Origin of the sequence: Candidatus Enterococcus willemsii (genome assembly GCF_009933335.1) — a bacterium.
Lineage (GTDB): Bacteria > Bacillota > Bacilli > Lactobacillales > Enterococcaceae > Enterococcus_F > Enterococcus_F willemsii.
This window is the reverse complement of record NZ_MAEL01000038.1, coordinates 43600-70150: the sequence shown is the minus strand read 5'-3', so window position 1 is coordinate 70150 and position 26551 is coordinate 43600. Positions and strand designations below refer to the sequence as shown.

23 protein-coding genes and 1 other annotated feature are annotated in these 26551 nt (G+C 37.0%); of the genes, 20 read left to right on the top strand and 3 right to left on the bottom strand.

The features are described from left to right. The first annotated feature begins 7 nt into the window (after window positions 1–7). The gene (locus tag BAU17_RS07155; protein WP_161902123.1) at window positions 8–511 is read left to right on the top strand and encodes a pyrophosphohydrolase domain-containing protein; all 504 of its coding nucleotides are present in this window, start codon (window positions 8–10) and stop codon (window positions 509–511) included. Window positions 512–526: 15 nt separating this feature from the next. Here BAU17_RS07155 and BAU17_RS07150 read toward each other — a convergent pair whose 3' ends face one another. After that, window positions 527–1876: an aspartate kinase gene (locus BAU17_RS07150; protein ID WP_161902122.1), complete on the bottom strand. Its 1350-nt coding sequence runs from the start codon at window positions 1874–1876 to the stop codon at window positions 527–529. Between the two features lie 422 nt (window positions 1877–2298). Between BAU17_RS07150 and BAU17_RS07145 the strand changes: the two genes are divergently transcribed. The 17 genes from BAU17_RS07145 to BAU17_RS07065 all read left to right on the top strand — a co-directional run bounded on the left by BAU17_RS07145 (window position 2299) and on the right by BAU17_RS07065 (window position 20598). Further along, window positions 2299–4020 (top strand): septation ring formation regulator EzrA, encoded by a 1722-nt coding sequence (locus BAU17_RS07145; RefSeq protein ID WP_161902121.1) that lies wholly within the window; start codon window positions 2299–2301, stop codon window positions 4018–4020. A 132-nt stretch (window positions 4021–4152) separates the two neighbouring features. Further along, entirely contained in the window at window positions 4153–5295 is a 1143-nt protein-coding gene (locus tag BAU17_RS07140; RefSeq protein ID WP_161902140.1) for a cysteine desulfurase family protein, read from the top strand. A gap of 108 nt (window positions 5296–5403) precedes the next feature. Then, a complete protein-coding gene (thiI, locus tag BAU17_RS07135; protein WP_161902120.1) occupies window positions 5404–6615 on the top strand; it encodes a tRNA uracil 4-sulfurtransferase ThiI in 1212 nt (403 codons plus the stop codon). A gap of 127 nt (window positions 6616–6742) precedes the next feature. Then, complete coding sequence (locus BAU17_RS07130) at window positions 6743–7405, top strand: redox-sensing transcriptional repressor Rex (RefSeq protein ID WP_161902119.1); 663 nt, start codon at window positions 6743–6745, stop codon at window positions 7403–7405. 198 nt (window positions 7406–7603) lie between these two features. Further along, entirely contained in the window at window positions 7604–7918 is a 315-nt protein-coding gene (locus BAU17_RS07125; RefSeq protein ID WP_161902139.1) for a PTS cellobiose transporter subunit IIB, read from the top strand. Window positions 7919–7940: 22 nt separating this feature from the next. Continuing rightward, on the top strand, window positions 7941–9956 hold the full coding sequence (locus BAU17_RS07120) for a BglG family transcription antiterminator (RefSeq protein WP_161902118.1): 2016 nt from the start codon (window positions 7941–7943) through the stop codon (window positions 9954–9956). Between the two features lie 15 nt (window positions 9957–9971). Continuing rightward, window positions 9972–10283, top strand: coding sequence for a PTS cellobiose transporter subunit IIA (locus BAU17_RS07115; protein ID WP_161902117.1), 312 nt, complete (start codon window positions 9972–9974; stop codon window positions 10281–10283). 35 nt (window positions 10284–10318) lie between these two features. After that, complete coding sequence (locus BAU17_RS07110) at window positions 10319–10834, top strand: hypothetical protein (protein ID WP_161902116.1); 516 nt, start codon at window positions 10319–10321, stop codon at window positions 10832–10834. A 13-nt stretch (window positions 10835–10847) separates the two neighbouring features. Next, a complete protein-coding gene (gene celB / locus BAU17_RS07105; RefSeq protein ID WP_161902115.1) occupies window positions 10848–12209 on the top strand; it encodes a PTS cellobiose transporter subunit IIC in 1362 nt (453 codons plus the stop codon). A gap of 114 nt (window positions 12210–12323) precedes the next feature. Beyond that, the gene (gene tpx / locus BAU17_RS07100; RefSeq protein WP_161902114.1) at window positions 12324–12815 is read left to right on the top strand and encodes a thiol peroxidase; all 492 of its coding nucleotides are present in this window, start codon (window positions 12324–12326) and stop codon (window positions 12813–12815) included. A gap of 32 nt (window positions 12816–12847) precedes the next feature. Then, window positions 12848–13062, top strand: a binding site (T-box leader). A gap of 57 nt (window positions 13063–13119) precedes the next feature. Further along, window positions 13120–14307 carry an aminotransferase-like domain-containing protein gene (locus BAU17_RS07095; protein WP_161902113.1) on the top strand — a complete coding sequence of 396 codons (1188 nt, stop codon included), beginning with the start codon at window positions 13120–13122 and terminating at the stop codon, window positions 14305–14307. A gap of 15 nt (window positions 14308–14322) precedes the next feature. Next, entirely contained in the window at window positions 14323–16962 is a 2640-nt protein-coding gene (locus tag BAU17_RS07090; protein ID WP_161902112.1) for a valine--tRNA ligase, read from the top strand. 54 nt (window positions 16963–17016) lie between these two features. Beyond that, entirely contained in the window at window positions 17017–17484 is a 468-nt protein-coding gene (locus BAU17_RS07085; protein WP_161902111.1) for a GNAT family N-acetyltransferase, read from the top strand. A 36-nt stretch (window positions 17485–17520) separates the two neighbouring features. Next, window positions 17521–18825, top strand: coding sequence for a bifunctional folylpolyglutamate synthase/dihydrofolate synthase (locus tag BAU17_RS07080; protein ID WP_202622293.1), 1305 nt, complete (start codon window positions 17521–17523; stop codon window positions 18823–18825). A 25-nt stretch (window positions 18826–18850) separates the two neighbouring features. Beyond that, complete coding sequence (locus BAU17_RS07075) at window positions 18851–19510, top strand: HAD family hydrolase (RefSeq protein ID WP_202622292.1); 660 nt, start codon at window positions 18851–18853, stop codon at window positions 19508–19510. Window positions 19511–19561: 51 nt separating this feature from the next. Further along, window positions 19562–20245: a RadC family protein gene (gene radC / locus BAU17_RS07070; protein ID WP_161902110.1), complete on the top strand. Its 684-nt coding sequence runs from the start codon at window positions 19562–19564 to the stop codon at window positions 20243–20245. A gap of 152 nt (window positions 20246–20397) precedes the next feature. Further along, window positions 20398–20598: a cold-shock protein gene (locus BAU17_RS07065; protein WP_161902109.1), complete on the top strand. Its 201-nt coding sequence runs from the start codon at window positions 20398–20400 to the stop codon at window positions 20596–20598. A 38-nt stretch (window positions 20599–20636) separates the two neighbouring features. Here BAU17_RS07065 and rnjA read toward each other — a convergent pair whose 3' ends face one another. Then, a complete protein-coding gene (gene rnjA / locus BAU17_RS07060) occupies window positions 20637–22316 on the bottom strand; it encodes a ribonuclease J1 (RefSeq protein ID WP_161902108.1) in 1680 nt (559 codons plus the stop codon). Window position 22317: 1 nt separating this feature from the next. Further along, window positions 22318–22530: a DNA-directed RNA polymerase subunit epsilon gene (locus tag BAU17_RS07055; RefSeq protein ID WP_161902107.1), complete on the bottom strand. Its 213-nt coding sequence runs from the start codon at window positions 22528–22530 to the stop codon at window positions 22318–22320. A gap of 424 nt (window positions 22531–22954) precedes the next feature. On the opposite strand from BAU17_RS07055, the gene BAU17_RS07050 reads away from it, so the two are divergent. Both BAU17_RS07050 and BAU17_RS07045 read left to right on the top strand, forming a co-directional pair. Beyond that, a complete protein-coding gene (locus BAU17_RS07050) occupies window positions 22955–24688 on the top strand; it encodes an ABC transporter ATP-binding protein (RefSeq protein ID WP_161902106.1) in 1734 nt (577 codons plus the stop codon). Continuing rightward, window positions 24685–26442, top strand: coding sequence for an ABC transporter ATP-binding protein (locus BAU17_RS07045; RefSeq protein WP_161902105.1), 1758 nt, complete (start codon window positions 24685–24687; stop codon window positions 26440–26442). The genes BAU17_RS07050 and BAU17_RS07045 overlap by 4 nt, the downstream gene beginning before the upstream one ends. The last annotated feature ends 109 nt before the right edge of the window (window positions 26443–26551 follow it).

Below are 26551 nucleotides of genomic sequence, written 5' to 3'. Positions count from 1 at the left end.
GAGCAGTATGAAACCTTTTGAAATGACGGAAGAATTTCATCGGACATTCGATCCGAGACGACCAACAAAACCAACGCCTTTTACAAATGAAGAGGCAGTCCATCGTGCAAGTTTTAAAGTGGAAGAATTAGTTGAGTTTTTATATGCTGCTAGTCAAGGAAAGCCGGAAGTATTCCAGCAGTCAACGCAACAATTGCATCAAGCCATTGAACAAGCCACGGCCAAAGTATTAGCCAAGAAGACATCAGTGGATCCACTGGTTGATCAAGTTGATGCATTAATGGATTTATTGTATTTTACGTATGGCTCATTTTCGTTATTAGGTGTGGATCCCGAACCCATTATGGAAATCGTCCATCAAGCAAACATGGGAAAATTATTTCCTGATGGCAAACCACACTATGATCCGGTGACTAATAAAGTATTGAAGCCAGAGAATTGGGCACAGGACTTTGCACCAGAAAGTAAAATCAAAGCAGAACTAAAAAAACAAAGCCAGCAATCACAGTGATTACTGGCTTTCTTCTTATTCAAAAAATGTATAGTACAATGTCCGAATGGCATCTTGTTCACGTTCTTTATGGATACCAAACATAATACTGACCTCTGAAGAACCTTGGTTAATCATTTCAATATTAATACTTTTGCGTGCAAGGGCTGCAGTGCTTTCGGCAGTTGTTCCGACACGGTGTTTCATGCCTTCACCCACAACCACCACCATCGTTAAATCATGGGTAATGCGTAGTTCATCAGGATCAATTTCGTAAGCAATTTTACGTAATAATTCTTCTTCCAATTCTGGATTTAATTGATTGGCACGTAAAATAATTGAAATATCATCAATTCCTGAAGGCATATGCTCATAATTCAAGTTAAAATCACGCAAAATTTCTAGCACACGTAAAGTGAATCCAACTTCACGGTTCATTAAGTACTTGCTAATATAAATCATACTGAACCCTTCATCACTAGCAATACCTACTACAGGATTATCATGATTTGAACGTTCATTTTTGATGATTGTTCCTGGGTGTGAGGGATTATTGGTATTTTTAATAACCACGGGAATTTTCGCACGGTAAGATGGCATCAATGCTTCTTCGTGAAAAACAGTAAATCCTGCATATGCCAATTCACGCATTTCGCGATAGGTAACTTCTGCCATTGATTCCGGATGGTGAATATAACCGGGATGCGCGACAAAAATGCCATCCACATCAGTAAAGTTTTCATATAAATCGACTTTTAATCCAGCAGCAACAATCGCACCTGAAATATCGGACCCCCCACGTGAAAACGTACAAACTTCGCCAGCTTCTGTATAGCCAAAGAAACCAGGAATAACTAAAGTTTCTTCACTTTCACGCCATTGATAAATTGATGTATAAGACTTCGATAGAATCCGTGCATTTTGAGGTTCATCAGTAACCAGCATGCCTAATTCTTGAGGGTTCACATAACGTGCATTTTCGCCTTCTGCTTGTAAGATACCTGCAATTAATTTGGCATTGTTGTCTTCACCACTTGCTAAAACAGTATCATAGAAATGCGGATTATTTTCATATGGGATATCTGCTAAACTTTGTAAGTCTTGGCGAATTTGATTTAAAATTGCTTCGTCAACATGGAAAGGTGCGCCGATTTCTTGGTAACGTTCGAAAATTGTTTCGATAAGTGCGGAAACATCTCTATTTTCTAAGCGTGTATGATACAATTCAACTAATAAATCTGTTACTTTAATATCATCAGATGAGCGTTTGCCTGGTGCAGAAACCACAATGAAACGCCGTTCTGAATCAGCTTTGATGATATTTACCACTTTTTTAACCTGTCTTGAAGAAGCAAGTGAGCTTCCTCCAAATTTTGCTACTTTCATTATAATTACCCCTAATTCCTATTCATGTATTAAAATTTACTGCCAAAATGCTGCAACTGATTTTTTAGCAGTGATATTTCTCACTATTTAACATATTAGCGATAAAAGTGACATTTTAATACGTATTTTTTACCTAGGATACATTTTCAATAGAAAGAAATCAAGTTTTTTTCATCATTATTATTAAAATAAGATGAAAAAAAATATCAGTTTTACAGAGAATTTTAAAGGGAAAATTGAAATAAAAAAAAGTGGTAAAATTTAGAGAGTTCTTAGTGCTTGATATTTGTCTTTGTGCTATAATTTAAAATAGATGTCTTTTGACCAAAAGAAATACTTGTTTCTTATAAATGGATCGACTAATTTTGTGGGTCATCACAAATTTGGCAAAAGTGGAACTTGGAAAATTGGAGGAACCTTAAATGGGAAGTAATGTAATCATCGGAATCGTCATTGCCATTATCGTGGTAGCGGCAATCTTGTATGGAGTTGGCTTTTTCATGCGGAAGAAGAATCAAGAAAAACTTAATTCGTTAGAGAAACGAAAAGAGCACTTATTTGATTTACCGGTTATTGAAGAAGTAGATGACGTAAGAAAGATGCACCTTGTCGGACAAAGCCAAAATACCTTTAGAGAATGGAATCAGCAATGGACAGAGATTTCAACCAAATCATTTGCAGAGTTAGAAAGCCAAATTTTTGAAGTTGAAAGTTTAAACGAAACGTTCCGATTTTTCAAAGCCAATAGTGCAGTAACAGCGGCCGAAGCAACCATGAAAGAAATGGAGAAATCTGTTGAAGACATTCGCAATGGGTTAAAAGAATTACGTGAAAGTGAAGAACGTAATTCCTTGCAAGTACAACAAGCTTTAGACGTTTACGAAGAATTGAAAACAAAGCTTCGTGAAAACGATGAAAGTTTTGGACCTGCTTATCCAGAGCTGCAAAAGCAAATTCGCAACATCGAAATTGAATTCACTCAATTTGTCACGTTGAATACCTCAGGTGATCCAGTCGAAGCACGTGAAGTATTAGACACTGCCGAAAAGCACACATACGAAGTGGAAGATTTAATGAATCGCATTCCAGCTGTTTTTGAAGAATTAAATAAAACGTTCCCTTCACAATTAAAAGAAATTGAAGATGGGTATAAAAAAATGATTGCTGATCATTATGTATTCCCAGAAGAAGATTTCTCAAGCAATATTCATCGTGTGGCTCGTCGAGTAGAAAATTCATTGGAAGATTTAGCAAAAGCAGAAGTTGCAACAGTTGAAACAGCAAATCGCGATACAGCTAGTGAAATTGACGCACTCTATTCAGTATTAGAGCGTGAAATTGATGCTAGAAAATATGTGATGAAGAATCGTAAAGTGATTTCAGATTACATTGATCATGCAACTAGAAATAATCGTCAATTACTGATTGAAATTGATCATACTTCTCAAAATTACACGTTAAATCATAATGAATTAGGTCGTGTACGTGGTTTCCAAACAGAGATTGAAGAAATTGCTCGTCGTAATGAAAATACGAATCCAAAAATGGATAAGCATGAAATACCATTCTCTGAATTACAAAACTTCTACAAAGATGCATTCAAGATTTTAGACGATGTTGAAGCAGAGCAATTGGAAATTGACCAATCATTACGTGAACTTCGCAAAGGTGAAAAACTGGCGCAAGAAAAAGTAGAGTCATTTGAATTCAAATTGCGTAATCTTAAGCGTTTTGTGGAAAAACAACGTTTACCAGGATTACCAAGCGAATATTTAGATTTCTTCTTTATGGCAACTGATCGTATTGAAGAGCTAAATAAATCATTGAATAAAATTCGTATTGATATGGAAGAAATCAACAAATTAGTTGCAATTTGCGAAGAAGACTTAGAAATGTTAGATACTCGTACGCATGACTTAGTTGATGCAGCAGCTTTAACAGAACAAATGATGCAATATGCTAACCGTTACCGTCACTCACATCCAGAAGTAAAAGCATCTATTGACCGTACGCTTCAATTATTTACACAAGAGTACCGTTACCAAGATGCCTTGGATGAAATTGGCACATCATTAGAACGTGTAGAACCAGGCGCATTCAAACGTTTGGAAAACTTCTACTTTAACAATCGAGATTTAGTTTAGAATAAAAATCGTATTTGATTCTTTCAAATACGATTTTTTTGTTTAAAAACAAGCAACAATTCATTCAACTTGAAAGGCATTCGTTTAGTCGTTATAATAGGAAAGAATTTGATGAAGAGAGGATCTTTCACTGTGATATATTTTGATAATAGTGCAACAACACCGATTTTCCCACAAGCGTTGGATACATATGTAAAAACAAGTCAACGAATTATGGGGAATCCTTCGAGTTTGCACGATTTAGGAACACAAGCAACCCGCTTATTAAATCAAGCACGTAACCAAATAGCCGACCAATTAGCTGTCTCATCCAAAGAAATATTCTTTACTAGTGGAGGGACTGAAGGGAATAATTGGGTGTTGAAAGGCACGGCACTTGCTAAAAAGGAATTTGGAAATCACCTGATTATTTCTAGCATTGAGCATCCTGCTGTGAGTGAAACAGCGGAACAGTTGAAACAATTAGGTTTTGAAATCAGTATCGCACCGGTGACAGCAGAAGGTTTTGTCGATGTAGATGAACTCAAAAAATTAATCCGTAAAGAAACGATTTTAGTTTCTGTGATGGCTGTCAATAATGAAATTGGTTCTATGCAGCCAATTGAAGCTATTAGCGCCATTTTAGCGGACTTCCCTAAAATTCATTTTCATGTGGATGCTGTGCAAGCACTGACGAAAGTGGAGAAGACTCGTTGGTTGACTCCTCGAGTGGATTTTGCGACTTTCTCTGCACATAAATTTCACGGGCCACGTGGTGTTGGGTTTATTTTCTGGCGTGAAGGACGTAAATTGGCACCATTAATGAATGGTGGAGGTCAAGAGCATGGGCAGCGTAGTGGAACAGAGAATGTAGCTGGTATTGTCGCGATGGCAAGAGCATTACGTTTGGCTTTTGAACAAAAAGAAAACAAGCCGAATCATGTCGCACGTTTAAAGAACTATTTATTGGAAGCTTTGGCTAGTTATGAAAAAGTCACTATTTTTTCTAAAGAAGAACATTTTGCTCCTCATATTCTTTGTTTTTCATTGAAAGATATTCGTGGCGAAGTCTTAGTTCATGCGCTAGAAGAAAAACAAATTTATGTTTCAACGACGAGTGCTTGCTCAAGTAAAAAACAAGCAGCTTCAAGTACGTTACATGCGATGAATGTGCCACATTCACTGGCTACGTCAGCTATTCGCATCAGTTTGGATGAAAGTAATACCATGGCTGAAGTAGAGCAATTTTTAATTGTGTTCCATCAACTGTATCAAAAATTTTCAAAAATTAACTAGCAAATTTAGCAAAGACTTTTTTTCAGCGGTAGCATTTTCTTTTATGCTATAATGGCAAGCGTGCAAATTGCTGAAAAAGAAGCAGCATAGAGGAGGATACAACATACTGTGAAGTATACAGAAATTATGGTTCGTTACGGCGAACTTTCAACAAAAGGAAAAAACCGCAACACATTTATTACCCGTCTAGCTTCGAACGTGAAAAAAGCTCTGATTGATTTCCCTCATGTCCGTGTCCATGCGGATCGTGACCGAATGCATTTACTATTGAATGGTGAAGATAGTGATGTCATTATTCCTAAATTACAAAAAATCTTTGGTATTCAAAATTTTTCGCCAAGTGTTCGTGTGGAAAAAGATATTGAAGCGATTAAAGCCAAGGCCCAAGAAATTATGCGCGAAGTTTATACGGGGAAAGAAACCTTTAAAATTACAGCAAAACGCAGTGATCATGATTTTGTCCAAACAAGTGGTGAACTAAATTTAACGTTAGGAAATGCGATTATTGATATTTTTCCTGACATTAAAGCACAAATGAAACAACCCGATATTAACTTACGTGTCGAAATTCGCCGAGATGGTGCGTATCTTTCTCATGAGACGATTCAAGGTGCGGGTGGTTTACCAGTAGGAACAAGTGGCAAGGGGATGCTGATGCTGTCTGGAGGGATTGATTCGCCAGTTGCGGGGTACTATTCAATGAAACGTGGCGTGGAAATTGAAGCTGTGCATTTTGCCAGTCCTCCATATACAAGTGAACAAGCCTTACAAAAAGCCAAAGACTTAACAGCTAAATTGGCTCCATATGTAGGAAGCATACAATTTATTGAAGTACCATTTACTGAGATTCAAGAAGAAATTAAAAAAAGTGTCCCTCAAGGTTACTGGATGACGATTACTCGCCGCATGATGTTACGTTTGACAGATGCAATTCGTGAATTACGTAAAGGCTTGATTATTCTAAATGGTGAATCGTTAGGTCAAGTAGCTTCACAAACCCTACAAAGCATGGTTGCTATCAATGAAGTCACCAATACGCCAATCATTCGTCCGGTCGCAACAATGGATAAATTAGAAATTATCGAAGTAGCACAACAAATTGATACTTTTGAATTAGCGATTCAACCGTTTGAAGATTGTTGTACAATCTTTGCACCACCACAACCAAAAACACGTCCGCGTTTGGATAAAGTGCATCACTATGAAGAACGATTAGATATTGAAGGCATGATGGAACGTTCTTTAGCAGGTTTAAAAATGGAAGAAATTACCGTTAGCTCTGAAAAAGAGCGCGAGGATGAATTTTCAGATTTATTATAATAAAGGAAACAAGAAATTTCTCACGAAGTTTCTTGTTTTTTTATATTCCATTCAGCTAAAGCTTGCACAACATAGTGTTAAATGATAAAATTTATGTGAATATAGTAACAAAAAAGGAGCTGAGAAAGTGGAGGAACACAAAGAAAAGAAATTACCGCGGGCGACTGCGAAACGGTTACCGTTATATTTAAGAAATCTCAAAATTTTAGAATCAACTGGTGAAACCCGAATTAAATCAAAAGATTTCTCAGAGATTACGCAAATTCCAGCGGCGACCATTCGTCGTGATTTTTCTTATCTAGGAGAATTAGGGCGTAGCGGTTATGGTTATGATGTTTCTTATTTGATTGAAGTATTTAGTGACATTTTAGCTACAGATGATGAAAAACGTATTGCACTTGTTGGATTTGGCAATTTGGGTAAAGCTCTCGCTAATAATAATTTTCGTCGTAATGAAAATCTTAAAATCACTTGTGTATTTGATAACAATCCTGAATTAATTGGGAAAGAAATAGCTGGTTTTATGATTCATAGTATGGAGGAATTTAAAACAGTTGCTGAAAAAAATGGCGTGACAGTCGCTATTTCAACTGTTCCTAGTCAGCATTCTCAAGAAGCAATTAACACAATTGTAGACGCAGGTATTACAGCAATTATGAATTTTGCTCCTGATCGTGTGATTGTACCCAAACATGTGAATATGCGTTACATTGATTTAACAACGGAATTATTGACATTGATTTTCTTTGATAATCACTATCAAAAAAGACCACTAGTCACTATTTCATAGGTCCAATAAAAAGTATGAGCCCAAGCAGCTGTTGTCTGCTTAGGCTTTTTTTAGTTGCTGAATTTAATTTCCTTCCGTATCATTAAGGAAATTGCTTCGATTCACAATGTAATCGCTTTCTATTATAGTGAGTATATCGAATGTTGAAGGAGGGGCGTTAGTCAGTACAAGTATAACAAGAAAATGGAGGAATGAATGATGAAAAAAGCATTGATTATTTGTGCAGGTGGGATGTCATCATCTGTAATTGCAAAGAAAACAACAGAATATTTTGCGTCTAAAGGGGTAGAGATTGAATTAGATGCGACGTCAGCTTCACAAGGAGCAAGTACGATTGATAAAGACGAATTTGATTTGTATTTAGTCAGCCCGCAAACAAAAATGTATTATGCAAATCTTAAAACAGCGGCGGATAAAAAGAATAAACCAATCGTTAATATTCCGCCTCAAGCCTATGTACCCATTCCAATGGGGATTCAAAAATTGGCGGCAGTCGTTGAAGAAAATATTTAATTCATTTTAAGGGCTGAGAAGAATGTTGAGTCAAAAAGAAATAACTATACTAAAAACCTTATATAACAATCTTCACACATATGTAAATAGTCAAGAAATAGCATCAGAATTAAAGGTTTCTGATCGAACTGCCCGCAAATATTTGAGTATTCTTCGTGAAAAAATAAGTCATAATCAAGCAGAAATAGAAGCCAAACAAGGACAAGGGTATCGTTTGAAAATTTTGGATGAGCAACGATTCGAAACCTTTTATCGACATGAATTACAGTTAGTACCAACTAAAAATGAGATAACTTCCATTCATGAAGCAAAGGATCGGCAATACTTTATCTTAAATAGCTTATTTTTTAGCAAAGATAAACTATTTATGGATGATTTAGCTAACGAATTGTTTGTTTCACGTTCAACTATTTCAAATGATATTGTTGAAGTACGCAAATTATTGAAGCCTTATGATATCGAAATCAAAAGTAAAGCGGGGACTGGGATCTATCTTTCTGGTAGTGAGCAAAATAATCGTCATTTTATTATGAATTATTTTTTCATGAACCGATTGCAGGATAATTTGTATACGTTTTCGAACTATGTGGATTTTTTAGAAGGAATTAGTATCGAAGAAATTGTGATTATTGTTTTAGATGAATGTCGAGAATCTCAGTTAGGTTTATCAGATTTCATTATTTACAACCTTGTCTTGCATATTGGTTTAGCGGTGAAACGCATTCAAGCAGGCTTTGAAATTCAAGTAGTACCGACTCATGAATTTCCGCAAGAAGCCAAAGAATACCAAACCGCGTTAAAAATCATTCGTCGTTTGGAGGAAACACTGCATATAGCGTTTCCTGAAGAAGAAGCGACGTATATTGCTATGCATTTGCGAAACAAAGTGACATCAAAAAAAATCTTTGAAAAAAGTACGTATACAGAAACACAAGTCAAAAATCAGTTAATTGCTGCTTTAGCGAAGATTGATCAACAAACTGGTTTTGCTTTGCAACAAGATACGATTTTGATTGATGGCTTATTGATTCATTTAACACCACTTCTGACAAGATTGCAGAATCAAACGAGTATTGAAAATCCGTTACTTGAAGATATTAAGCAGAAATATGGTCATCTATTAGCATTGACGATTGATAATTTATCTACTATGCCGGTATTTCAAGAATATACGATTACAGAAAGTGAATGGGCTTATATCACGATTCATGTGACTGCTGCCGTGGAGCGCTTTTTTAATTCACAAAAAGCTCGAGTGATGGTGATTTGCGCAACTGGTTTAGGAAGTTCACAAATGTTGCGAATTCGTTTGGAACATGAGCTAGGATCGAAAATCATTATCGAACAAGTGAGTAGTTATTATGAAATTTCAGAAGAGCTATTAGAAGGTATTGATTTGATTATTTCATCGATTCATTTGCCCAATGTTATTTATAGTATACCAATTGTTCATGTGAGTGTTTTTTTGGATGACCAAGATATTCAAGCCATTAATCATGAATTGTCGAAATTGAAGAACAATCAAAATAATATACCGTTGGAATTACGCGAAGATGGTAACGAAGAACAGCAGACAGAAAAGTTAATTAGACAAGTTATGAAACCAGAATTGTTTTTCCGACTATCAGAGCAGTCAGAAAAAGAAGCAGTTTTGAACGTATTAATCAATAAGATGAATGAGCTTGAAAGTCACGATATTTCAAGCACTCTTGCTAAGCAACTGAAATTGAGAGAATCGTATAGCACAGTGGCTTTTTCGCCTTATCTGGCTGTACCACATCCAATCGAACCTGTTACCGAAAGAGCTTATGTTTCGATTGTTGTTGCACCAGAAGGAATTTATTGGGATGAAGAACATCCGAATATTCAATTGGTTTTTCTGATGTCACCCGATTATAAAAACCAAACAGAATTAGAAAAAATCAGTCACTGGCTAGTGCCAATTATTGAAAATGATACGTTACGAAAAAAATTAGTTCATTGTCAAAATTATGATGAATTTTTATCCGTATTTATTGAACATCATGAGAAGAATTAGGAAGGAGTGTCGAGAATGGATCAAGAAACATTACAAGGGGTTGCATTTGAAATTATTCTTAGTAGTGGAGATGCACGTACACTAATACACGAATCGTTTGCGCATATGCGTGCGAATGAATTTGAAAAAGCAGCGCAAAAACTAGAAGATGCCAATGAGTCACTAGTAAATGCTCATAAAGCACAAACGGAATTATTAAAAGAATATGCCAATGGTGAAACGATTGTCATGGAAGTCATTATGGTGCATGCACAAGATCATTTAATGACAACAATGACTTTACGAGAAGTTGCGCTAGAAATGTTAGAGCTTTACAAACGCGGTTAATATTGTAGCGTCTTCAATCTAGAAAGGATGAGAACATGGGGAAAGTACACAAAAATGGGCGTAATTTTGAGAAAGAGACACAACAAAAGAATTTCCGATACAATCGCTTCTTACTCTTGCGTTATCTGTTAGCGTTATTCTTTTTTGTTAATTTGCATGTCATGATTCTCTTTTTAATTGGACATCATAAAATGGCGATTTGGCCAATGGGATTATTAATAGCGATTGTGCCTGCGGTTTTCGAACACGTAAAATTATATGGCGCAAAGGAAGATGAGAAGGCAAACCAATTACGATATACAGCTCTTTATTATCACATCCAATTAATGGTTAATCTGCTTTTGAGTCTAAGCGCACTAACAGGTGTTGGTTTTCACACTATTTTTCCATTTTTAACAAATACGATGCAATCACGATTCCTAGTGTTAGCTATTTTAGCGATAGGCTTGCTTTTAATTGCTGTCTGTTTGAAACGTATCACAGCCATTCGTTCTCAAAAAGATCGACACTATCAGTATATTCAGAAATACGAAAAAGCGATTAATAAATAAAGGAGTGTTATTCATGGAACAATCAAGTGGAATTTTTGGATTTTTAGAAAAATATCTCATGGGCCCTATGGGAAAAATTGCTCAATTTAAATTTGTTCGTGCGATTATGGGGGCCGGGATGGCGACCATTCCATTTACGATCGTTGGGTCGATGTTCTTAGTGTTAAACGTCTTACCAGATGTTATTACACCTTTGCAAGGACTATTTGATGCGACATTCTTTAAAGTAAGTAGTTTATACATGGTTGCCAATACAGCAACAATGGGCATTTTGGCATTATATTTCAGTGTGGTTTTAGGGTATGAATATACAAAAATTATTGCAGAAGAAGACGGACTTGATTTAACACCAATTAATGGTGGCCTATTGTCTATGTTTGCATTTTTTATGACGATTCCGCAAATCATCTTGGAAAATGGTTCAATGACTCGTGTACAAATTGTCGATGCTGACAATGGTGCTTTCACCATTGGAGGTTGGGAAATGGGCGGTGATGGTATTACCCGTCTCGGAACGGTGGGTATTTTTACAGCTATTATTATGGCTGTGGTAGCTGTTCAATTGTATCGCTTATGTGTATCTAAAAATTGGGTAGTTAAGATGCCAGAAGCTGTGCCATTAGGAGTTGCTCGTGCATTTACTGCTTTAATTCCTACATTTGTAATTTCTATTGTTGTTTTAATTTTTAATGGTATTTTAATTGTCTTAGGAACAGATATTTTCAAATTAGTTGGTATTCCATTTGGATTTGTAACGAATTTGACGAATAGCTGGATTGGTTTGATGGTAATTTATTTCTTAGTCCATGCCTTGTGGTTAGTTGGTATTCATGGTGCAAATATTGTATTTGCATTTATCCAACCTATCGCATTAGCAAATATTGCAACGAATATCGCTGGCGGGCATATCCCATTAGCAGGAGAATTTAATAATGCTTTTGTTACTATCGGTGGTTCTGGTGCAACGTTAGGTTTAGTCTTTGCTATGATGTTTTTATGTAAGTCCGATCAATTGAAAGTATTAGGTCGTGCTGCAGTGGGACCAGCATTATTCAATATTAATGAGCCATTGATTTTCGGTATTCCGATTATTTACAATCCATTTGTAGCTGTACCATTCTTTTTAGCACCAATGGTCTCTGCGTCAATTGCGTACTTTGCGATTAAGTTAGAAATTATCCGTCCAATGATTGCGCAAATGCCATGGCCTTCTCCAGTGGGGATTGGTGCATTTATTGGTTCAGGTGGTGATTGGAAAGCTGGTGTGACAGCCGTTATTTGTGCAGCAGCAGCCTTCTTAATTTGGCTTCCATTTATTCGTAGTTATGATGCACGTTTAGTAAAAGAAGAACAAGAAAATATGGTTGCAGAATAAAAAAAGTACAGTTAGCACATTTGCTAGCTGTACTTTTATGCTATAGGCAGATGTTTTTGTAAAAATTCTGGACTCCTATATACTGAAATAAGATAGATTAGAGGAGTGGATGAGATGAATATTACTCGTAAAGGTGAAGTATTAGAAGTACCAGGAACACAATTGAAAGTTGGGGAAAAAGCAGCAGATTTCTCATTAAAGGATTTGAAAGACAATCGCTATAGCTTAGCAGATTTTGCTGGCAAACCAACAATTTTGAGTGTCGTACCTGATATCGATACACGTGTTTGTGCAATTCAAACAAAACGTTTTAATATCGAAGCAAGTCAAATAGAAGAAATCAACTTTGCAACTATTTCAAATAATACACAAGAAGAACAAGCTGCTTGGTGTGGTCAAGAAGGTGTAGACATGGTGATGTTACATGATCCAGAAAATACCTTTGGTGAAAGTTATAGTATTCTGATTCCAGAAATGAATCGCTATGCACGTTCAATCTTTGTTTTAGACCAAGACGGTGTGATTCGTTATGAAGAAATCGTTCCGGAGTTGTCACATGAACCAGACTATACAAAAGCACTTGAAGCTGCAAAAGCACTTGTGTAAGTTGACTTTCAAAAAAGTTCATTGTAGAATAAATTCTAACGAAGAACAAGAGGAGTAGCTAGGACCACTACTTTTAGAGAGAAAATTGATTGGTGCAAGATTTTCAGTAGGGTTTAGTGAAGGTAGCTTGGGAGTTTTTTTGACTTGAACGATGAGTAGGGTCAAACGGGTAGTGAACGTTAACTCACTATTGAGAGGTAGAAAAATTCTACAATTTAGGTGGTACCGCGTAATTAACGTCCTAAGATGCATCGTGCATCTTAGGATTTTTTTATGACAAAAATCAAGAAATGAGTGTGAGAAGATGCCATTAAAATTTGCAAATCGTGTCAACGAAATTCAATCTTCTGAAGTCCGCGAGTTACTAAAATTAACAGAACAACCCGACTTCATTTCGTTTGCTGGCGGCTTACCCGCACCAGAATTATTTCCCATTGAAGAAATTCGACAAGTGAATGAGTGGTTGTTAAAAGAAGATGGTCAGGCTGCCTTACAATACAGTACCACAGAAGGATTTGAGCCATTGCGTGCGTGGATTGCTCAACGCATGAACCAAAAATTACAGACCAATTTTGATCCAGATAATATTTTAATTACCAGTGGTTCTCAACAAGCAATTGATTTAACTGGGAAAATCTTTTTAGATGAAGGTGACGTTGTTTTCTGTGAAAGTCCTACGTATTTAGCCGCATTAAATGCGTTTCGTGCGTATGGTTGCCAATTTGTCGAAATTGCTACCGATGAAAACGGCATGGATATGGAAGATTTAGAAGCCGAAATCAAGCAATATCCGCAAGCTAAATTAATCTACGTGATTCCAGAATTTCAAAACCCAACTGGTTTGAGTTGGAACTTAGAACGTCGCCAAGAATTAGCCAAGCTTTCTGAGCAGTACCAATTGCCAGTGTTGGAAGATAATCCGTACGGCGAGTTACGCTTTGAAGGAGAAGATTTACCGTCTATTCGTCATTTTGATCAATCAGGAACGATTATTTGTACGGGAACTTTTTCTAAGATTTTTTGTCCAGGATATCGTATTGGCTGGATTGCAGGAGACAAGGAAATCCTAAAAAAATATACGATTATGAAACAAGGAACTGATTTGCACAGTAATACGAAAGCGCAACGTGAAATTGCTCTGTATTTGGAGCATTTCTCGATTGATAAGCATATCGCAACGATTCGTGACTTGTATTTACATCGTCGCAATCTAATGTTAGCCGCAATTGAACAGTATTTCCCAAAAGAAGTGCAATATACACGCCCAGAAGGCGGATTATTCGTTTGGGTCACTTTACCAGAATACATGGATGTCCGACCTATTGCGCAAGAGTGTTTGGCTGAAAAAGTGGCTTTTGTCAGTGGAGAAACATTCTATCCAACGAGTGAAAATCATCATACTTTCCGATTGAATTTTTCAAGCATGCCGGATGAGCGCATTAAAATCGGGATTGAAAAATTAGGTCGCGTACTATATAACTATACAAAATAATTAGGAGGAACAAAGATGTCAGATAACAATTTATCGACAAAGTACCAACCACAAGAAGTGGAAGCCGGTCGCTACCAACAATGGTTAGACCAAGAATTATTCAAACCAAGTGGAGATAAAAAAGCCAAACCCTATTCAATCGTCATTCCACCACCAAATGTGACTGGAAAACTACATTTAGGTCATGCATGGGATACAACACTCCAAGACATGATTATTCGTCAAAAACGCATGCAAGGCTTTGATACGTTATGGTTGCCAGGTATGGACCATGCGGGTATTGCTACGCAAGCCAAAGTTGAAGAAAAATTGCGTGAACAAGGGATTTCTCGTTATGACTTAGGTCGTGAAAAATTTGTTGATCAAGTATGGGAATGGAAAGAAGAATATGCTAGTCATATTCGTGAACAATGGTCAAAACTAGGCTTGTCATTAGATTATAGCCGTGAACGTTTTACCTTAGACGATGGCTTATCAGAAGCGGTTCGTAAAGTATTTGTCACTTTATATGAAAAAGAATTAATCTATCGTGGTGAATATATTATTAACTGGGACCCACAAGCGCGAACAGCATTATCTGATATTGAAGTGATTCATAAAGACATTGAAGGTGCTTTTTACCATATGACTTATCCACTAGCGGATGGTTCAGGCGTAGTTGAAATTGCAACGACACGTCCAGAAACAATGTTAGGTGATACGGCGGTCGCTGTTCACCCAGAAGATGATCGCTACAAAGCATTAATTGGTAAAAAAGTTATTTTACCATTAGTGAATAAAGAAATTCCGGTGATTGCCGATGAGTATGTTGATATGGAGTTTGGGACTGGGGTAGTAAAAATTACACCAGCGCATGATCCAAATGACTTTGAGGTTGGTAATCGTCATGACTTACCACGCGTTAATGTGATGAATGAAGATGGCTCAATGAATGATTTAGCCGGTCAATACGCAGGCATGGATCGTTTTGCAGCCCGCAAACAAATCGTCAAAGATTTAGAAGCGGCTGGTCGTTTAGTTAAAATCGAAAAAATGGTACACAGTGTAGGACATTCAGAACGTACAGGTGTTGTTGTTGAACCTCGTTTATCGACACAATGGTTTGTTAAAATGCAACCACTAGCAGAAGAAGCGATTAACAATCAAGCAACCGACAAGGCTGTTGATTTTTATCCACCGCGCTTTAATCAAACATTTTTACGTTGGATGGAAAACGTGCATGATTGGGTTATTTCTCGTCAATTATGGTGGGGCCATCAAATTCCTGCATGGTACCATAAAGAAACTGGTGAAATGTATGTGGGAATGGAAGCACCTGCTGATGCGGAAAATTGGACACAAGATGAAGACGTTCTAGACACTTGGTTCAGTTCAGCATTATGGCCGTTTTCAACAATGGGTTGGCCAAATGAAGAAGCAGAAGACTTCAAACGTTATTTCCCAACAAATACATTAGTAACAGGTTACGATATTATTTTCTTCTGGGTAAGTCGCATGATTTTCCAAAGCTTGGAATTTACGGACGAACGCCCATTCAATAACGTGTTGATTCATGGATTGATTCGTGCGGAAGACGGACGTAAGATGAGTAAGTCATTAGGGAACGGGATTGACCCAATGGAAGTCATTGAAAAATATGGCGCGGATGCGTTGCGTTGGTTCTTATCAAATGGCTCTGCTCCAGGTCAAGACATGCGTTTTAGCTATGAGAAAATGGATGCTGCTTGGAACTTTATCAACAAAATTTGGAATGCCTCTCGTTTTGTTTTGATGAATGTGGAAGGCATGACCATTGAAGACATCGACTTCTCAGGTCAAAAATCTGTTGCGGATCGTTGGATTTTGACGCGCTTGAATGAAACAATTGAAAAAGTCACTGACTTGTTTGACCGCTTTGAATTTGGTGAAGCAGGCCGTCAATTATACAACTTTATCTGGGATGACTTCTGTGATTGGTATATTGAGATGAGTAAAGAAACTTTATATGGGGAAGATGAAGCAGCGAAATTAGTCAATAAGAGTGTCTTAGTTTATACATTAGATCAAATTTTACGCTTGTTACACCCAATCATGCCATTTGTAACCGAAGAAATTTGGCAAAAGATTCCACATACGGGCGACTCTTTAGTTGTTGCTGAGTACCCAGTTGTACGTCCAGAATTAACGGATGAAACAGCGGCAAAAGGAATGGAAGTCTTGAAAGAATTGATTCGTTCTGTTCGTAATATTCGTTCAGAAGTGAATACCCCATTATCAAAACCAATTACGCTATTGATTCAAACCAATGATGAAGACGTTGATACGTTCTTAAAAGCAAATCAAAACTACATCGATCGTTTCTGTAATCCAGAAGAGTTAGTCATCGATAGTACATTAGAAGCACCGGAATTGGCAATGTCTGCCGTTTTAACTGGCGCAACGATTTACTTGCCATTAGCAGGTTTAATTAATATTGAAGAAGAAATCAAACGTTTGGAAAAAGAATTGGACAAATGGAACAAAGAAGTCAAACGTGTCCAAGGAAAATTATCAAACGAACGCTTTGTATCTAGCGCTCCAGAAGCTGTCGTTGCCCAAGAGCGTGAAAAAGAAGCGGATTATTTAGAAAAACAAAAAGCAGTAGAAGAACGTATCGCACAATTGCGTACGATTTAATCAAAAAGGAGTGGAATCTTTATTCCGCTCTTTTTTGCAATAAGGAGGATGTTTATGGAGTTTCGTTTTGCAACGAAAGAAGATGTGCCATTAATTTTAACTTTTATTAAGGAACTAGCAACGTATGAAAAGCTACTAGCCGAAGTTGTGGCAACAGAAGCCGATTTGGAAAAATCGTTGTTTGAACAAAAACATGCTGAAGTGTTGTTTGCAGTCGTTGATGGAAAAGAAGTTGGTTTTGCTTTGTTTTTCCATAATTATTCAACCTTTTTAGGAAAAGCCGGTTTATATTTAGAAGATCTTTATGTTACACCAGAGGTTCGGGGCCAAGGGATTGGGAAGAAGTTATTAAAAAAATTAGCCCAAATTGCTTTAGAAAGAGATTGTGGTCGTTTAGAATGGTGGTGCTTAGATTGGAATCAAACAAGTATTGATTTTTATCTTTCTTTGCATGCTGAACCAATGAATGAATGGACATCTTACCGATTAACAGGTGAAAACTTAAAGAAATTGGCAGAATAAAGGATTTATTTGTTATAATAATGACAGAGGTGAAGCATGTTGCAAACAGTAGAAGAAGCAATTGAATGGGTTCACAGCCGTTTACCTTTCGGCTCACGCCCGGGATTAGAGCGGATAGAGGCACTTTTAGCATTATTAGATCATCCGGAAAAGAACGTGCCGATGATTCATGTAGCCGGAACGAACGGCAAAGGTTCGACCGTCAGCTATTTGCGAGCGATGATTCAAGAAACAGGTTTAACAGTCGGAACGTTTACATCACCATATATTGAAAGTTTCAATGAACGTATTGCGATGAATGGCGTGGCGATTTCAGACGAAGAGCTACTTGGATTAGTCAAAAAGATTCGTCCGCTAGTTGCACAGTTGGATGAAGACGAGCAATTATCTGGTATCACTGAGTTTGAAGTCTTAACAGCCATGGCATTTGTGTATTATGCCGAACAGCAAGTTGACGTAGCTATTATTGAAGTTGGTTTGGGTGGTTTGTTAGATAGTACAAATGTTATTTCGCCTATGCTAACGGCAATTACGACGATTGGCATGGATCATATGGACATTTTAGGCGATACATTAGAAGAAATTGCTGAACAAAAAGCAGGGATTATTAAAGAAGGCATTCCAGTTGTGACAGGAAATATTCAAGAAAAAGCATTGCGTGTGATTAACCGTATCGCTGAACAAAAACATGCTGAAGTTCATCGTTTTGATCAAGCGTATCAGGTCACTTACAAGCATCCTGATGCACAATGGGGCGAAGTGTTTGATTTTTACAATGAATCAGGACGATTACCTGAATTAAAAACTTCCTTGCTAGGTAAACATCAAGTGGAGAATGCAGGAGTAGCGATTCAACTGTTCTACCTTTATTGCCAAACAGTGAAGATTCCGTTTCAAGAAAAAAATGTACGTGAAGGATTGAAAAGAACATTTTGGCCAGCACGTATGGAACGTATTAGTGAGGAGCCATTAGTCATTTTAGACGGTGCTCATAATGAACATGCAATCAAGCGATTAGTTGAAAATATAAAACAAGAATTTAGTAATTACCGTATTCACATTTTATTTTCAGCACTTGAAACGAAAGAAATCAGTACAATGATTCACCAATTACTTGAATTACCAAATGCCAATATTTATTTGACATCATTTGACTATCCAAAAGCGTTACGTTTAGAAAAAAATTATCAAAAAATTGATGAAAAACGAATTCAAATTGCTTCACTATGGCAATTCGGCTTAGCTGATATTTTAGAAAAAGCAGAAGAAGATTCATTGGTTTTAGTAACAGGTTCATTGTATTTTGTGTCAGAAGTGAGGAACTTATTACAGGAACTATAACTATAAATGATACAGGGAGGAAATTATGGCATTACAAGGTGTAATATTTGATATGGATGGGTTAATCTTTGATACCGAACAATTGTATTATCAAGCAACCCAAGATGTGGCTGATGAGATGGGATTTGCTTATGATTTTAGTTTGTACGAAAAATTTATTGGTGTGTCAGATGAAGAGCTTTGGTTAGCCTATCATGAAATGTATGATGAGATTCACGGCAAAGAAACAGTCGTTCAGTTTATTGATCGTGCATTTACCCGAGGATTGGAATTGTTTGAAAATGGCTTAGCTGATTTAAAGCCAGGTGTACGCGAGTTGTTAGCCTATTTAGATGAGAAACAAATTCCTCGTGTGATTGCGTCTAGTAATCAACGCCAAGTCATTGATATTTTGTTAGCAAAAAATGATTTAGCCAAAGAATTTGATGCGGTTGTTTCCTTTGAAGATGTTGCACGTGCGAAGCCAGATCCTGAAATTTTTGAAAAAGCCCAGCAGTTTTTGAATATTCCTAAAGAAAACTTGTTAATTCTGGAAGATTCAAAGAATGGGATTTTAGCTGCGCATAGTGCTGGAATTGATGTGATTATGATTCCTGATTTGTTACCACCAACGCCAGAACTAGAAGAACGGACACTAGCGGTGTTTGATTCTTTATTAGAAATTCCAGCTTTTTTAGAAAAATAAATCTTACTCCTTTACGTATCTATTATTGATTAGATGTAAAGGAGTTTTTTTATGGAGAAAAAAACAATGGTACCAGAAAGTTCACTGCCACGTGAACGCTTGTTAGAATTTGGCGAAAAAGCATTATCAAATCAAGAATTACTGGCTATTTTACTACGAACCGGCTCCAAACCGTATAATGTATTAGAGTTAGCAGGAATGATTTTATCGGAATTTCCGAATTTATATGAATTAAAAAGCGCCAATCTCAATGAATTACAACAAATCCGAGGGGTAGGGAAAATTCGTGCCATTGAATTAAAAGCGATGATGGAATTAGGGGCGCGCATTCAGCAAGCGAATCAACAAAAATACGGTAAAGTACAATCAAGCTTTGGCCTTGCCCAACAACTGATTGAAGAACTGAAAGATTCACATCAGGAACATCTTATTTGTTTGTACTTAAATACTAAAAATGAAATTATTCACCGCAAAACTTTATTTATTGGCTCTTTGAACCAATCGATTGCGCATCCCAGAGAGATTTATCGGGAGGCCGTTCGTTGTAGTGCGGCGCGCATTATCTGTTCTCATAATCATCCAAGTGGGACGCCCGCAGCAAGCGTCAATGACCGATTGTTTACTAAAAGATTGAAAGAGTGTGGAGAAATGATGGGTATTGAATTATTGGATCATTTGATAGTTGGAAGTGATGGGTATGTTAGTTTACGTGAAGAAGGATTTTGGGAACAATAATAATAGAAGAATACTTGCAAAAAAATAACTGCAAGTGTACAATTAATTTGTAATCTTGTTTGGCAATAGATGTTGAAACACATGGATCACCTCTATCGTACACGAGCAAAGTTACAATCAATTTAGTGCATCGGCACGAGGAGGTTTCTATAATGGAACAAGGAACAGTAAAATGGTTTAACGCAGAAAAAGGTTTTGGTTTTATCTCACGTGAAGACGGAAGTGACGTATTCGTACACTTTTCAGCAATCCAAAGTGATGGCTTCAAGACTTTAGAAGAAGGTCAAGCTGTAACATTTGATGTTGAAGACTCAGATCGTGGCCCACAAGCTACAAATGTTGTTAAAGCCTAAAACAAAAAGATGAAAGTGGATATCCACTTTCATCTTTTTTACTCTTCATCTAGTGTCATAATCATTGATAAAATCATTGGATGACGCTCTGTTTTTTCAAATAAGAAAGGCTGTAATGCGGCCGACATTGCTTCACGTAATTTATACTCTGTACAATCTGGTTGATTCAAGGCTTCACGTAAAGCGTGGAACAAAATACTTTGCCCTTCGCTAATCATTTCTCCTGATTCACGCATATAAACAAAACCACGAGATAAGATATCTGGACCAGCTAAAATTTCTTTTTTCTCAATATCAACTGTCGCTACAGCTAAAACCAGCCCTTCTTCTGAAAGAATACGACGGTCACGCAATACGACATTACCAATATCACCAATCCCACTACCATCAACATACACATCGCTAGCATTGAAATGTCCTGCCATTCGAGCTGTATCTGGCGTTAAAGCTAACATATCACCATTTTCCATAATGAAACAATTTTCTTTTGGTACACCCGTATCTTGTGCTAATTGCGTATGAATTTTTAGCATACGGAATTCACCATGAACCGGCATAAAGAATTTTGGTTTCATTAGACGAAGCATTAATTTTTGTTCTTCTTGACCACCATGGCCAGAAGTATGAATGTTGTTTAATTTTCCATGAATGACATTCGCACCTGCTTCTAGTAATAAGTTAATCAAATGATTCACACTTGTTGTATTACCAGGAATAGGAGAACTTGAAAAAATCACCGTATCATCTGGATGAATATTAATTTGACGGTGTGTACCATTGGCAATTCGACTTAAGGCAGCCATTGCTTCACCTTGTGAACCAGTACATAGAATCATTGTTTCATTTGAAGGCAAGCGATTGATTTCGCTTGCGTCAACAAACGTTCCAGCAGGGACTTTGATATAACCTAATTTTTGACCATTTACAATGGCATTTTCCATACTACGACCAAAGACGGCAATTTTACGCCCCGTTGCAACGGCGGCATCTGCGGCTTGTTGCAAACGGAAAATATTTGAAGCAAAGCTAGCAAAGATAATGCGCCCTTCAATTTTTTCAAAAATCTTCACAATCGAAGAACCGATTGTTTTTTCTGACTTGGTAAAGGTAGGGATTTCTGCATTGGTACTATCTGATAAGAGACAAAGAACACCTTCTTCACCAATGCGAGCCATTTTGTGTAAATTTGCTGGTTCGCCGACCGGAGTGAAATCAAATTTGAAGTCACCTGTCGCAACAATATTCCCACACGGCGTTTTAACAACTACACCTAATGCATCAGGAATACTATGCGTTGTACGGAAAAAGCTAACAGACGTTTTTCTGAAGCGAATCACGGTATCTTCGTTGATTTCATGTAATTCAGCATCACGCAAAAGACCATGTTCATCTAATTTATTGGTAATTAATGCTAACGCTAGTGGTCCAGCATAAATTGGAATATTCGCTTGACGTAGTAGATAAGGAATTCCACCGATATGATCTTCATGACCATGCGTGACAATTAAACCTTTTACTTTTTGGATATTTTGGACAATATAACTGTAATCAGAAATCACATAGTCAATGCCAAGTAGCTCATCTTCAGGAAATTTAATCCCTGCATCAATTAAGATAATCTCATCTTGAAATTGCACCCCATAGCAGTTTTTTCCGATTTCTCCTAATCCTCCAACACCGAAGACACCTGTTTCGTTGTTTTTAAGAGATACTTTCATTCTAAAACTCCGTTAATTGGAAATCAGCATTTTCTTTTTCATATTCTAAATGATTTCCTTCTAGTTTGTAGACAAGTTCAATGTTATATGGGGTATTGTCTTCAACTAATTGACGTGCAATGACTTCGTTGTCTGCTTCAATATATAAAGCATGTGTTTGTTCTCTTTTTGGATTACGTTCTTTTGTTTCTTGATAATAAACTTTAAAAATCATGGTTCTATCTCCTTTATCTGCTCAAAGCAGTTAATTATTATTTTTGTTTGAATTTATACGCGCAACAAACTTGAGGTCCGTCAAATATCAGACCTGTAGGGAAGACATCTGAGATACTTTTTTCAGACAAAGTGTGAGAAAAAAAGAGAAAGCCTAGTCGTTGCTTTCCGAATTTATGGCGCAAAAAAATTCAACCGATGCTGTATCGTGATACACGACATTTGTTCTTAGTTTATCATACAAATCAGAATAAGTATAGAAAGTAAGAAAGTTGAAAACGTTTCTAAGAAAAATGTTTAAACGAGAAAAATTAAAGCTTGATGAAAAGTGAAAGTTATTTTCAGAAACATAGCTTGGAAAGTTTTCTTAAAAAAATACCTGTGCTATAGTAGAAGTAATTAAATAGTTTAAGGAGGGATTTTTTTTGAAATTGATGTTTCGTTACACAATGAAGAATAAAAAGTGGCTCTTTTTTAATTTCATCTGTGTATTTGGCTTTATTTTAATTGAACTTGGCTTGCCGACGCTTTTAGCCCGCATGATTGATGTTGGGGTTGAAAATCAGGATTTCGAGTATGTGAAGAAAATGGGTCTAGCCATGATTGTCATTGTCATCGTCGGGATTTTCATGAATATTATGTTAGGATATTTCACTTCGCGTATTACGACAAAAATGACCGCTGATATTCGTGATGATTTATTTGAAAAAATTCAGACATATTCTCATAATGAATATGAACAAATTGGTGTATCATCATTAATTACTCGTGTTACCAATGATGCTTACCAAATTATGCTGTTTATGCAAAATATCTTGCGGATGGGATTTATGACACCGATGATGTTTGGTGTTAGTTTGTATATGGTGTTCCGAACAAGCGCGACTTTAGGTTGGTACGTTTTAGCGGCATTGCCATTTCTATTGATTGGTGTTGTAGCGATCGCTCGTATTTCAGAACCATTGTCAACGAAACAACAAAAGAATCTGGATAAAATTAACGGTATTCTTCGAGAGAATCTTTCAGGGTTGCGAGTAATTCGAGCTTTTGTAAATGAAAAATTTGAAGAAGAACGTTTTGATAAGGTAAATAGTGCCTACGAAAAAAGTTCAAAAAGCTTATTCCGTTTAATGGCGATTGCTCAACCAGCCTTTTTCTTCTTGTTTAATATCGTGATGGTCTTGATTATTTGGACTGGGAGTGTTCAGATCGATGCGGGGCAATTACGAGTTGGGGATTTAATTGCCTTTATTGAATATATTTTCCACGCCTTATTCTCATTCATGTTATTCTCAACAGTCTTTATGATGTATCCTCGTGCCGCTGTTTCAGCAAATCGGATTCAAGAAGCCTTTGATATTGAGCCAATTATTAAAGACAATCCAGAAGGCGTGATTGAGACAGACACAAAAGGATATATTGAATTTAAAAATGTAACCTTTGCTTACCCCGGCCCTTCTCAAACACCAGTAATTCGTAACATTAGTTTTACGGCAAAACCAGGTGAAACAGTGGCCTTTATCGGTAGTACGGGTAGTGGGAAATCAACATTAATCCAATTAATTCCACGTTTTTATGATGTGAGTGAAGGGCAAGTGTTGATTGACGGCGTGGATGTTCGTGATTATCAATTAGATGCCTTACGTCAAAAAATTGGTTTTATTCCACAGAAAGCTTTGTTGTTCACTGGGACGATTGCTGATAATTTGCGTTATGGAAAAGAAGACGCCAATTTACAAGAAATGGATCGTGCAGTAGATATCGCTCAAGCGACAGAATTTATTTCTCGCTTGCCTGAAGGCTATGATACCCCTGTATCAGAAGGTGGAACGAACTTTTCGGGTGGTCAACGTCAGCGTTTAGCAATTGCTCGCGCAGTGATTCGTCAGCCAGAAATTTTTATTTTTGATGATAGTTTTTCGGCTTTGGATTATGCAACAGATGCAAAATTACGTGAACGACTACGTGCAGAAACGACTGAATCTACAACTTTAATTGTTGCTCAACGTGTAGGAACGATTATGCATGCCGACAAGATTATCGTATTAAACGAAGGTGATGTTGTTGGTACAGGTACACACAGGGAATTATTAGAAAACTGTTCTGTTTATTATGACATTGCAGCATCACAACTATCAGAGGAGGAATTAGCCAAATGAAATCTATTGGATCATTGAAACGTTTAGCGCACTATGTGAAGCCGTATAAGATTGCATTTATGCTAGTCCTGTTCTTTACAGTTGCGACCGTGCTCTTTAATTCGGCATTGCCTTACATTACCGGACTACCGACAACGGAAATTGCTCGAAATGTATTCAACAATGAAGCGATTAATTTTCCATATATTTGGAAGACGTTGATTTGGATATTAATTGTCGGTGTAGGGTATAGTGCGTCTCAATTACTATCAGGGATTTTAATCACCAATGTGGTGCAATCAGCAATGAAAGATTTGCGTCAAGATATTGATAAAAAAATCAATCGATTACCCGTCTCTTATTTTGATACGAACCAACAAGGAGATGTGTTGTCGCGTGTCACAAATGATGTGGATGTGGTGAGTGGTGCGATGCAACAAGCGTTGATTGGGATTGTTAATGCCTTTTTAAGTATTGTTATGGCGGTGGGGATGATGTTTTACATTAATGTGCCTATGGCGTTATTAGCGATTATTATGATTCCAGCTGCGCTTCTAATCTCCCGTTATATTATTTCGAAATCACAAACATACTTTAACAGCATGCAAAATGCATTAGGGGATATGAATGGATTCGTACAAGAAAATATGACAGGCTTTAATGTTAATAAAGTTTATGGTCGCGAAGCTCAAACATTGGAAGGCTTCAAAGCAGCAAACCACAAATTACGTTACTTTGGTTTTCGTTCAGCTTTTATTTCAGGTTTAATGATGCCGTTAGTACAAATGACTGCTTATCTTGCTTACATTGTCGTTGCTGTGTTAGGAAGTTATTATGTAATCGGTGGTGTGATTGTTGTCGGACAATTACAAGCATTTATCCAGTATATTTGGCAAGTGAGTCAACCAATGGGAAATGTCACACAATTATCTGCCTTGTTACAAAGTGCTTCTGCAGCTGCTCGTCGTGTATTCGAAATTTTGGATGAACCGGAAGAAAAAGAAAACAAAGTCGATGTGCCATTGCCGGAAACGTTTGAAGGAAATGTTTCCTTTGAACATGTGAGCTTTGCTTATACACCAACCAAACCTTTAATTGAAGACTTGAACTTTACAGTAAAAGCAGGACAAACAGTCGCTGTAGTTGGTCCAACAGGAGCCGGGAAAACGACTTTAATTAACTTGTTGATGCGTTTTTACGATGTTAACAAAGGCGCTATTCGCATTGATGGGATTGACACGAAGCAAATGGCTCGTAGTGATGTTCGCTCATTATTTGGAATGGTGTTACAAGATGCGTGGCTATACGAAGGAACAATTGCAGACAATATCCGTTTTGGTAAATTAGGGGCAACAGATTATGAAGTGGTTGATGCTGCTAAGACAGCCAATGTCGATCACTTCATTCGTACAATGCCTGAAGGATACGATATGTTTATCAATTCAGAAGGAGATAATGTTTCCCTTGGACAAAAACAATTAATGACTATTGCCCGAGCTGTTATTTCAGATCCTAAAATTTTAATTTTGGATGAGGCAACAAGTTCCGTCGATACCCGTTTAGAAGCATTGATTCAAAAAGCTATGGATAAAGTGATGGAAGGACGCACGAGTTTCGTGATTGCCCATCGACTATCAACTATCCGTGATGCTGATTTGATTTTAGTGATGGACCAAGGTTCAATTATTGAACAAGGAAACCATGAAACCTTGCTTGCTAAAGGTGGCTTCTATGCCAATCTGTATAACAGTCAATTTTCAGAAGAAGCAGAATAATTTTAAAAGAAGTTTTCACGTTGCCAATTTGATGGCGGGTGAAGACTTCTTTTTTTGTTGAAAACTAAAAAAATCAAAAAAATGACCGATAAGTAAAACGAGAAAAAAT

Bases quoted from the DNA above. Each gene is read 5' to 3' on its own strand.
- BAU17_RS07155 (WP_161902123.1), top strand. From the start codon at position 8: ATGAAACCTTTTGAAATGACGGAAGAATTTCATCGGACATTCGATCCG.
- BAU17_RS07150 (WP_161902122.1), bottom strand. From the start codon at position 1,876: ATGAAAGTAGCAAAATTTGGAGGAAGCTCACTTGCTTCTTCAAGACAG.
- BAU17_RS07145 (WP_161902121.1), top strand. From the start codon at position 2,299: ATGGGAAGTAATGTAATCATCGGAATCGTCATTGCCATTATCGTGGTA.
- BAU17_RS07125 (WP_161902139.1), top strand. From the start codon at position 7,604: ATGAAAAAAGCATTGATTATTTGTGCAGGTGGGATGTCATCATCTGTA.
- BAU17_RS07120 (WP_161902118.1), top strand. From the start codon at position 7,941: ATGTTGAGTCAAAAAGAAATAACTATACTAAAAACCTTATATAACAAT.
- BAU17_RS07115 (WP_161902117.1), top strand. From the start codon at position 9,972: ATGGATCAAGAAACATTACAAGGGGTTGCATTTGAAATTATTCTTAGT.
- BAU17_RS07110 (WP_161902116.1), top strand. From the start codon at position 10,319: ATGGGGAAAGTACACAAAAATGGGCGTAATTTTGAGAAAGAGACACAA.
- celB (WP_161902115.1), top strand. From the start codon at position 10,848: ATGGAACAATCAAGTGGAATTTTTGGATTTTTAGAAAAATATCTCATG.
- tpx (WP_161902114.1), top strand. From the start codon at position 12,324: ATGAATATTACTCGTAAAGGTGAAGTATTAGAAGTACCAGGAACACAA.
- BAU17_RS07095 (WP_161902113.1), top strand. From the start codon at position 13,120: ATGCCATTAAAATTTGCAAATCGTGTCAACGAAATTCAATCTTCTGAA.
- BAU17_RS07090 (WP_161902112.1), top strand. From the start codon at position 14,323: ATGTCAGATAACAATTTATCGACAAAGTACCAACCACAAGAAGTGGAA.
- BAU17_RS07085 (WP_161902111.1), top strand. From the start codon at position 17,017: ATGGAGTTTCGTTTTGCAACGAAAGAAGATGTGCCATTAATTTTAACT.
- BAU17_RS07080 (WP_202622293.1), top strand. From the start codon at position 17,521: ATGTTGCAAACAGTAGAAGAAGCAATTGAATGGGTTCACAGCCGTTTA.
- BAU17_RS07075 (WP_202622292.1), top strand. From the start codon at position 18,851: ATGGCATTACAAGGTGTAATATTTGATATGGATGGGTTAATCTTTGAT.
- radC (WP_161902110.1), top strand. From the start codon at position 19,562: ATGGAGAAAAAAACAATGGTACCAGAAAGTTCACTGCCACGTGAACGC.
- BAU17_RS07065 (WP_161902109.1), top strand. From the start codon at position 20,398: ATGGAACAAGGAACAGTAAAATGGTTTAACGCAGAAAAAGGTTTTGGT.
- rnjA (WP_161902108.1), bottom strand. From the start codon at position 22,316: ATGAAAGTATCTCTTAAAAACAACGAAACAGGTGTCTTCGGTGTTGGA.
- BAU17_RS07055 (WP_161902107.1), bottom strand. From the start codon at position 22,530: ATGATTTTTAAAGTTTATTATCAAGAAACAAAAGAACGTAATCCAAAA.
- BAU17_RS07045 (WP_161902105.1), top strand. From the start codon at position 24,685: ATGAAATCTATTGGATCATTGAAACGTTTAGCGCACTATGTGAAGCCG.